This window comes from Peribacillus sp. (assembly GCF_059453735.1).
The window spans coordinates 1-8,476 of sequence record NZ_JAZVJO010000530.1 but is presented as its reverse complement, the minus strand read 5'-3'; the positions used below and the strand labels follow the sequence as shown (position 1 = coordinate 8,476).

The window sequence follows — 8,476 nt, the reverse complement described above, 5'->3', positions numbered from 1 at the left end:
TACCCACTTTAATATCTTCAAATTTTCTAAAGTTCTTTATTTCAATACTTCTTAATTTCATAATACAAAGCTACTTTTTACTTCATAGACTATAACGTGAATTTTATGAATACTCATTTACCTGAAGATGTATTACTAAGAAGATTGATAAATTTATGAAGAATTGTATCTTTGAAAGTTAAATTAATAGAAGTGTATATTTCACCCGTCTTATTTCACCCAAATAGAAATGGGTAAAATGGATACAAGCTACATCTAGCAACTTATTTTTAATACGCCCAATATTTTCACGGATACAACTGAACGCGGCCAGCTGAAAACACATCTGACATTCCTTGTTTCTTTAAGAGAATACTAAAAACACGTGAGGCATTCATGCCAACTACCCAATCCGCACACGCTCTCGTATACGCTTCGTGATAGAGCGGACGCGTTTCCTCTTCTTGCAATAAATTTTCAAATCCCTCATAAATCGATTTAGGGGTCAATGAGGAAATCCATAACCGCTGCATAGGCTTCTTAACCCCGCTAAGCTGAATGACATTTCGCACAATCAGTTCCCCTTCACGCCCTGCATCACCTGCGTGAATAATATCGGTTACTTCAGACTTACGTAAAAGTGTTTTCACAACTTGAAATTGTTTTGCTTTTGAACGCGATACCTCATATTGGAATTTTTCGGGAATCATCGGCAGCGTATCAAGCGACCACTTCTTCCACTCAGGACGGTAGCTTTCTGGATTAATGAGCTGACATAAATGCCCGACAGCCCAGGTCACATAGGCCCCATCTGGAAAAAGCTCATTGGGGAGAATTTCGATAAACCCCTGTTGCTTTTTAGTTTTAAATTGGGAAGCCAATGTTGAACCCTGATCAGGTTTCTCGGCAATGATTAACTTCATGCAACTCACCTTATCTATCTTTTTTATGTCTAACTTCTATTCATTATACCGTTTCCTGCATAACGAAGTAAGAGTCAGATAATAAAAAAAGACTTCTACACCTCATAGATCTATTAGCTAGAGTCCTGTCAGTCCACTATTACTAGAGATTTTTAGGAAAGATGACCTGCTAAAAAAAGAAGCAGTCACACAATTGTTAAATGTGTATGATCTGCTTCTAGTTAGGATATCTCGCTTATAATTTGACTGCTGTTTCCCAAATTTCCGCAATAATTCTTTGTGATCTTAGGCATGTCCTTAGATAACTTCGGGTGTATTATCGATTAATCATAAGTTTTTTTGAACTTGATTATATAATCATTAATAGACCCGTTTATTATCATTTCAAAGTGGGTTAGCCACTCAATGTTCACGTAGTTATGATGCGTTCACACCCAAGAATGAGACCATTGTAAAGGAAGAACTCGGCAGGACATTTAGAGATTTACTAAACATAAGTATCCCACATGTTCTAATGACACTCCATTAAAAGGATATTTTTTCAAATACAAAAAAGAGGTATTGCTGTCTAAATAAATTTTCTATCATTTTTTGAATTTGATTGTCTAATTATGTTAAGAATCGTAGAAGGCCCAATTGGCAGCCTTTTTATGACACTAATATACCGGTTAGTTCAAGCAATAATACGCTCTTTTTATCTTGCTCTTGATGGTTTTTTTGCTATAATGAGCGATAAAATCGCAAAACAAATTAAAAAGACAGAGAGAAACCCATAAGCCGCTCCTTCAAATCCCCTTATTTCTACATAGCCAATATAAAATAGAATAATAGCAGCTATAACTGTTACGACTCCTGGTACAATTCGCCCAATTAGGGGAAAGTTCATTTTATTAAACCACCACGTAATTAACAATATAATGACTCCAATCACAAAAGCTAGAATAAATGGTACAAAAATCATCATTTACTTCACCACCTTTCCATTAATGAATAAATGAAATAGAATACTGGCTTTTTAAATCGCTATCCTCTAACTGTCTATTTAAATTTAGCACAACTGCCAATAAATTGGGCTAAATTTCCAAATTAAAATTAAACAAGCACACCTAACTTCTAGTTCATTACACTTTTATTAAAAAAGGACTCCTGCATAAAATGCAGGAGTCCTTACTTACGTTTGTTTTTCTATACCCGATCCACGATGATTAATATTTTTCCGTTGTTTACATCTTCCTCATAACGGCTGGCTTCTTCTGAACTGAGTCCAGCGTTTTTAAATGCTCCTGACAATCCGCCGCCCACAACTGAACCAGCTGCTGCACCGCCGAGCGTAGCAATGATTGGTCCTGCTGCTAATAATGGTCCGATCCCCGGAATAGCAAAACTGCTCATACCGACCAGCAAGCCTGTTAAGCCGATAGCTCCGCCTGTAGCCGCACCGGCCACTAGCCCATCTCCTGTTGTCGTTGTTACGTCATCAGCAGCTTCTTCAAGCTTTTTAGCGTTCTTTGCTACAATGGAAATATCGTCTGTCTTGTATCCTTTATTCTTTAACTCTTCTAATCCAGCAAGTGCCTGTTCTTCTGTATCATATACGTTTATGGTATGAATTGACATATTTATCTATCTCCTTTTTAAGTAGGTATCTACTAAATACGTACCCAGGAAACAGCGGTCGTAACCTTCCATAAACACCCATCAGCAGATTACTCGCGGATTTGTCCCGTACCATACACCAAATATTTACTTGACGTCATCGCCTGAAGTCCCATCGGTCCACGTGCATGAAGTTTCTGTGTACTGATCCCGATTTCAGCACCATACCCAAATTCAAACCCGTCAGTAAAACGAGTGGAAGCGTTATGATAAACAGCTGCCGCATCAACATTTTGTAAAAAGCGCGCTGCGTTACTTTGATCGTTCGTAATGATAGCTTCTGAATGTTTGGTTCCATATTGATTAATATGCTCTACGGCTTCTGCCGTATCTTGGACTACCTTAATGCTGATGGCAAGTGCTAAGTACTCTGAACCCCAGTCTTCTTCACCTGCCAATTTAGCTTCTGGCAAGACTTTGCAGATGGCGTGATCACCAAAAATCTCAACGTCTTTATTTACAAGAGACGTTAAAAGCTCCGCGCCATACTTGTTAAACCAGTTTTCATGAATTAACAAACTTTCAATCGCATTACAAACAGATGGGCGCTGTGTTTTGCCATTTACAACAATTCGTTCAGCCATAGTTGGTTCTGCACTTTCATCGATATAAATATGACAATTGCCTGCGCCCGTCTCGAGAACAGGGACAGTGGATTCTCTAACTACTGTATCAATTAAGTTTTTGCCGCCCCTTGGGATGAGGACATCTAAATACTCTTTTAGGTGGAATAACTCTTTAGCGGTTTCCCGGCTTGTATCTTCAATCAACTGGACAGCGTCAACTGGAAGTTCCGTTTTACTCAATGCCTTGTGAATAGACGTAACGAGTGCCTTATTCGAGTAAAGGGCAGAAGAACTGCCGCGAAGGATGACCGCATTCCCGGTTTTAAGCGATAAGGTTGCCGCATCAACGGTCACATTAGGGCGTGCTTCGTAAATCATTCCAATTACACCAAGCGGCACCCGTGTTTTTTTTATTAGCAGTCCATTCTCTTTTTCAATCGTTTCAAGCGTCTCCCCAATTGGGTCTGGCAGCTCAGTGAGAAGGTTGATCGCCGAAGCCATATCTTTAATCCGCTTTTCGGTCAGCAAAATTCTGTCCAAAACAGATGAGGTAAATCCCTTAGCTTTTCCCGCTTCTATATCTTTACTATTTTCATGTAAAATAATTTCTTGATCTTCTATTAGTTGTGAAGCAATGCTTTTCAATGCATAATCCTTTGCTTCAGATGACATGCCGATTAATTGAAAACTTGCAGCCTTTGCAGCACGACCCTTTTCCATTATTTCGCTCATACTATTCCCTCCCCGCTATTTTTACCCATTTATCTCTGTGAATGACTTCTACGATTGGATAGTGCAAATCTTTACTCCGTTTCCCCATCGCCTTCATTAATTCACTATCGGAGTATGCCACCTCACCCTTTCCGAGCAGCCCTGTTGACCCGTATACCTCTACCACATCTCCTGGGATAAAGGAGCCCTGAAGCTGATATATTCCCGCTGGCAGCAAGCTGCTTCCACAACTCACAAGTGCATGCTCTGCACCTTCATCAACAAATAACTTTCCAGCTACCTTTGAATGCAGTGAAATCCATTGCTTTCGGTTTGTAACGGCAGACATCACAGCTTGGCCGATATACGTCCCGTCACCCAAGCCCTCCATTATATCAAGGAGCTTATGTTTGCCGCTTCCCGTTCCGATAAAGACTTTCACCCCTAGAGACATTGCCGTTTGAGCGGCCGTTAATTTAGATTTCATACCGCCAGTGCCTACTTTTGAACCTGACCCTTTCGCCATGTCCATCATGTTATCCGTAATTTCTGAAAGATAATCAAATTTCTTCGCTGCTGGATTCGTTAGAGGGTTTGAATCATACACCCCGTTTATATCTGTTAAAATTACTAGCTGATCGGCATGGACTAAGCCGCTGACAAGAGCAGAAAGCATGTCATTATCACCAAATGTAAGCTCAGCAATGGAAACCGTATCATTTTCATTTACAATCGGTAAGATGCCTCTCTCCAGTAATTCGGTCAGGGTTGCATAGGCATTTTTATATCGGTCCTGACTGGAAAAATCATTCCTGGTTAACAGGATTTGAGCGGGAATAATACCAAACTGACTAAATTGCTCTGTATAAGATTGAATAAGTAAACTCTGCCCTACTGCTGCTGCCGCTTGTTTCCCTTTTAATGTAACTGGGCGCGATGAATAACCTAATTTCCTAAATCCCGTAGCCACTGCACCAGAGGAAACCATTAAGACTTCATACCCTGCTTGACGCAGCTCCGCCACCGCCTTGATATGATCAATAAATTTTTCTTGATCGATTTCTCCTTTACTATTCGTTAATGAGCTGCTGCCAATTTTTATTACAATCCGCTTATTTTCCAAAACGATTTCCTCCAAGTCTAAAAACAACCAATTTATCCTTTTTTAGGTACAAAAATAACCCTATTCATCCTTATGAAAGGACGAAAAGAGTTTTTCCGTGGTACCACCTTAATTGAACGCAGACTTCCTGCATCCCACTTTACCTATAACGCAGGCAGCGCTCAGATTTTTATTCTGAGACTCAAGAAGCAGGTTCTGCATCCTTTTTTGTGGCGGGTCTTTCAGCATTTAACACCGCTCTCTGTCACAACAGGACATGCATACTAATCTTCCTTCAACATTCGGTCAATTATATTGTACATTATCGTACAAAATATCATCCGGTATGTCAATATCTGTTGCTGCTTAAAAATCAAAAAATTTCCTGTGATGTCATCCACCTAAAACTCGTTCGATCTGGATATCTTTTTGAAAACGCAGGTCGATGATTTGATTATCACTTTGTATTAAGGAATTAATTGGATCATAAGGATCAATCATGATTATGCGTCCAATTCTCTGATTGGTTAAGAGGACTTCTTTTCCTACCAGCGACTTCATGATTTTGTTTAAGAAAATAAGTAACAAGGATGGATCAAACGTTCCGAAAACATCCTCTTTCATTTGCTTAATTACTTTATAAAATGGCATTGCATCATGATAGACACGTTTAGAGGACATCGCATGGAACACATCTGCAATCGCCACAATTTTAGCATAAAGATGGGTGTTCGCTCCTTTTAACTGTAAAGGATAGCCTCCGCCATTCTCTCGCTCATGATGCTGTAAGGCAGTCAACGCAATACTTGGGGGTAGATTGGGAATTTTCTTCAATAAACCATATCCGTACACCGTGTGCTGCTTAACTTGTTCATATTCTGCTGCTGTCAATTTCCCAGGTTTATGCAAAATCTCCTCTTTCACCATCATCTTCCCGACATCATGAAGAGTCGCAGCAAGTGTCAGTTCAGACAATTGCTGTTCCGTAAGTCCTGCCCATTTCCCAATATAAGCGGCTATCACCCCGACACAAATATTATGCCTATAGGTGTATTCATCTCGTTGTTTCATCTCATCGTATAAATAAAATACATGAGGAAATTCTGCTGCTTGACTGATGATTGGGATAATATCATGTTTAATAGCAGCAATAGGTACATTTCCTGTCCATGTTACCGTTTTAAAAATATCACGTAATTGGTGGGTTGCTTCTTCGACCTTTAATGTAATCTCTGCAATTCGTTCTTTTAAACTTCGAGAACTACCGTTCATCGAGATCGAAGGCCATTCCTGTGGTTTCATGGTTAATTTTTCTATCAATAAATCGATATCAGCTATCGAGAGTGGTACGCCATGGTTACTAAGGGTCTGGTTAGTCATTAGCACTCCTCTTTCATGGTGCTTTTTTAACAATAATAACAAAAATTAGTAATTAATGTAACTAAAATTTATCAATACCCCCTCTGTCTAACCTTACCCGCCTAATTTATTGCCTATCATTTTTAACTTTTCGCCTACCGTACATTCAGAAATACAAAATTTATGAGCGTACCGTTTACCTTTTTCCTTTTTAAAATGCTTATATACAAAGCAATCTTTACAGTCAAATGAAAAGATGTCCTCTACTTCATCAAAATATTTTTTTCGTTCCATTGTCGTTCAAACTCCTTCATCTCGTACTTATTCAGTCTCCCTGCTATTTGCAGTCAGGTTAAATTTACTGCTGATTTCTTCTCCATTCAGTGCTTGAGTAGCCAATTTATCAGCTTCCGTGTTTTCTTTTCTTCCAATAGGTTCAAATACTGGGATAATTCCGAGCTGTTTCAGCTTCCTTTCAATCCGATCGAGCCACTGATTTAATACTTCTTCGAAACAGGCCCATTCACCGGAAAGCTGGTTAAGGACTACCTGGGAGTCTCCTTTAAAGGTAACACTCTGGTGGCGGACACCTAATTCCTCAAGCTGTGTCACTGCCTCATAAAAAGCAGCATATTCTGCTTCATTATTCGTATCTAGCTCCTGCAGCAGACGATTTATTCTTACTCTCCATTGCTCTTTTCCTTGTCGATAATAGATGACAACGCCAAGTCCGGACAATTTAGAGCTTTTTTGATAGCCTCCATCAAAGTATACGGTGGCTTCTTGGGGTTCTTCTTCTACTTTGGCAAGTAATTTCTTCAGTTCTTTCTTTGACCAAGTAATGCCCAGTTCATCACTTACTTCGACTTCTTTCATTCTTCCTGCTTTTTCAAGATCATCAATAATCGTTAAGGCATCTTGTGCATCCATCCATTCAGAAGTAAAAACTGCGTTTGGTTTTCTTGCTGCACCGTATTTCCAATGCATGATTACCTTCATATTGAATAACTCCTTAACTATATTTTTCGTACCTATTTTCCATCTTAGCGTCTATACTAATTAGTGTATAAAAAAATCAATTAAAAATCATTTACTCTATATTTAGTATAGCAGAGAGTGCTTATTATTAAACAACGCGTACATTATAACAGCAGGAGGCGTAAGTATGATTGAGGTATATATTGATGGTGCTAGTGCAGGGAATCCAGGTCCAAGCGGGGCTGGAATTTTCATCAATAATAATGGAGATGTACACAGGCATTCCATCCCGCTTGGCAGTCTAGAAAATCATGAAGCAGAATATCAAGCTCTCATACATGGGTTAAAAATTTGTCTGCGCCATGAGTACAAAGTGGTTTCATTCCGGACCGATTCGCAGTTAATTTCTCAGGCCATTGAAAAAGAATTTGTAAAAAACAAACGATATTCACCATTGCTTTCCGAAGCACTTGAGTTAGCTGAACAGTTTGACCTGTTCTTTCTGAAATGGATTCCTAGTTCAGAAAATAAGGCAGCAGACCAATTAGCCAGACGAGCCATTCATTTGAACGAAGGAAATGAAGAATGAAGAAACAGTATCTTGCCGATGTTAGTTTACTGTTGGTCGTATTTATTTGGGGAGCTACTTTTGTTATGGTACAAGATGCCCTAGCCTTCCTTAAACCATTCAGCTTTAATGCAGCACGCTTTTTTATTGCTTCGCTTACACTCTTAGCAGGGTATTTGTTAGTTGCTCACAAAAAGAAAGATAAAGTTTGGACCAAACCACTTGTTATGTCTGGAATCAAAATCGGCATCTGGCTGTTTCTAGGGTATGCCTTTCAAACCATCGGTCTACTATATACGACACCTGCTAAAGCAGGTTTTATCACAGGGCTGAGTGTTGTCCTTGTGCCAATGTTTTCATTGCTTCTGTTAAAACAAAAAATTCCCGTACAAGCGGTCGCTGGAATTGTTCTAGCTGCCATCGGTTTATATTTAATGACCATGGGGGGACCTTCTTCTCTCTCTATTGGTGATGTTCTCGTCTTTTTCTGTGCTGTTAGCTTTGCCATGCAGATTATTACGACAGCCGCTTACGCAAAACTTTATAATGCCTTACCCTTAACCATTATTCAATTGATAACCGTCGCTGTATTATCCACCGTATCGGCTCTATTATTCGAGGATACATCTGTATT

At 39.4% G+C, this 8,476-nt stretch carries 10 protein-coding genes and 1 pseudogene; 3 read left to right on the top strand and 8 right to left on the bottom strand.

The features are described 5' to 3' along the window. Positions 1–299: 299 nt before the first annotated feature. From AC52RT_RS17665 to proB, 5 genes and pseudogenes are all read right to left on the bottom strand, one after another. Positions 300–902: pseudogene (locus tag AC52RT_RS17665) on the bottom strand (toprim domain-containing protein); the annotation flags it as partial. A 694-nt stretch (positions 903–1,596) separates the two neighbouring features. After that, entirely contained in the window at positions 1,597–1,866 is a 270-nt protein-coding gene (locus AC52RT_RS17660; RefSeq protein ID WP_495541964.1) for a YesK family protein, read from the bottom strand. 221 nt (positions 1,867–2,087) lie between these two features. Then, positions 2,088–2,519 (bottom strand): general stress protein, encoded by a 432-nt coding sequence (locus tag AC52RT_RS17655; RefSeq protein WP_495541963.1) that lies wholly within the window; start codon positions 2,517–2,519, stop codon positions 2,088–2,090. A gap of 89 nt (positions 2,520–2,608) precedes the next feature. Further along, the gene (locus AC52RT_RS17650) at positions 2,609–3,856 is read right to left on the bottom strand and encodes a glutamate-5-semialdehyde dehydrogenase (RefSeq protein ID WP_495541962.1); all 1,248 of its coding nucleotides are present in this window, start codon (positions 3,854–3,856) and stop codon (positions 2,609–2,611) included. A gap of 1 nt (position 3,857) precedes the next feature. Beyond that, the gene (proB, locus tag AC52RT_RS17645) at positions 3,858–4,958 is read right to left on the bottom strand and encodes a glutamate 5-kinase (RefSeq protein ID WP_495541961.1); all 1,101 of its coding nucleotides are present in this window, start codon (positions 4,956–4,958) and stop codon (positions 3,858–3,860) included. A 72-nt stretch (positions 4,959–5,030) separates the two neighbouring features. On the opposite strand from proB, the gene AC52RT_RS17640 reads away from it, so the two are divergent. Next, entirely contained in the window at positions 5,031–5,225 is a 195-nt protein-coding gene (locus AC52RT_RS17640; RefSeq protein ID WP_495541960.1) for a hypothetical protein, read from the top strand. A gap of 105 nt (positions 5,226–5,330) precedes the next feature. Here AC52RT_RS17640 and AC52RT_RS17635 read toward each other — a convergent pair whose 3' ends face one another. The 3 genes from AC52RT_RS17635 to AC52RT_RS17625 all read right to left on the bottom strand — a co-directional run bounded on the left by AC52RT_RS17635 (position 5,331) and on the right by AC52RT_RS17625 (position 7,295). Continuing rightward, on the bottom strand, positions 5,331–6,317 hold the full coding sequence (locus tag AC52RT_RS17635) for an HD-GYP domain-containing protein (protein WP_495541959.1): 987 nt from the start codon (positions 6,315–6,317) through the stop codon (positions 5,331–5,333). 93 nt (positions 6,318–6,410) lie between these two features. Then, positions 6,411–6,590: a zinc-finger domain-containing protein gene (locus AC52RT_RS17630; RefSeq protein ID WP_040374786.1), complete on the bottom strand. Its 180-nt coding sequence runs from the start codon at positions 6,588–6,590 to the stop codon at positions 6,411–6,413. 27 nt (positions 6,591–6,617) lie between these two features. After that, positions 6,618–7,295, bottom strand: coding sequence for a reverse transcriptase-like protein (locus AC52RT_RS17625; protein ID WP_495541958.1), 678 nt, complete (start codon positions 7,293–7,295; stop codon positions 6,618–6,620). A 166-nt stretch (positions 7,296–7,461) separates the two neighbouring features. Between AC52RT_RS17625 and AC52RT_RS17620 the strand changes: the two genes are divergently transcribed. Further along, on the top strand, positions 7,462–7,863 hold the full coding sequence (locus tag AC52RT_RS17620; protein ID WP_495541957.1) for a reverse transcriptase-like protein: 402 nt from the start codon (positions 7,462–7,464) through the stop codon (positions 7,861–7,863). Then, on the top strand, positions 7,860–8,476 hold a 617-nt coding region (locus AC52RT_RS17615; RefSeq protein ID WP_495541956.1), incomplete at its 3' end, for a DMT family transporter. The genes AC52RT_RS17620 and AC52RT_RS17615, both read left to right, overlap by 4 nt.

Bases quoted from the DNA above. Each gene is read 5' to 3' on its own strand.
- AC52RT_RS17660 (WP_495541964.1), bottom strand. From the start codon at position 1,866: ATGATGATTTTTGTACCATTTATTCTAGCTTTTGTGATTGGAGTCATT.
- AC52RT_RS17655 (WP_495541963.1), bottom strand. From the start codon at position 2,519: ATGTCAATTCATACCATAAACGTATATGATACAGAAGAACAGGCACTT.
- AC52RT_RS17650 (WP_495541962.1), bottom strand. From the start codon at position 3,856: ATGAGCGAAATAATGGAAAAGGGTCGTGCTGCAAAGGCTGCAAGTTTT.
- AC52RT_RS17640 (WP_495541960.1), top strand. From the start codon at position 5,031: ATGAAAGGACGAAAAGAGTTTTTCCGTGGTACCACCTTAATTGAACGC.
- AC52RT_RS17635 (WP_495541959.1), bottom strand. From the start codon at position 6,317: ATGACTAACCAGACCCTTAGTAACCATGGCGTACCACTCTCGATAGCT.
- AC52RT_RS17630 (WP_040374786.1), bottom strand. From the start codon at position 6,590: ATGGAACGAAAAAAATATTTTGATGAAGTAGAGGACATCTTTTCATTT.
- AC52RT_RS17625 (WP_495541958.1), bottom strand. From the start codon at position 7,295: ATGAAGGTAATCATGCATTGGAAATACGGTGCAGCAAGAAAACCAAAC.
- AC52RT_RS17620 (WP_495541957.1), top strand. From the start codon at position 7,462: ATGATTGAGGTATATATTGATGGTGCTAGTGCAGGGAATCCAGGTCCA.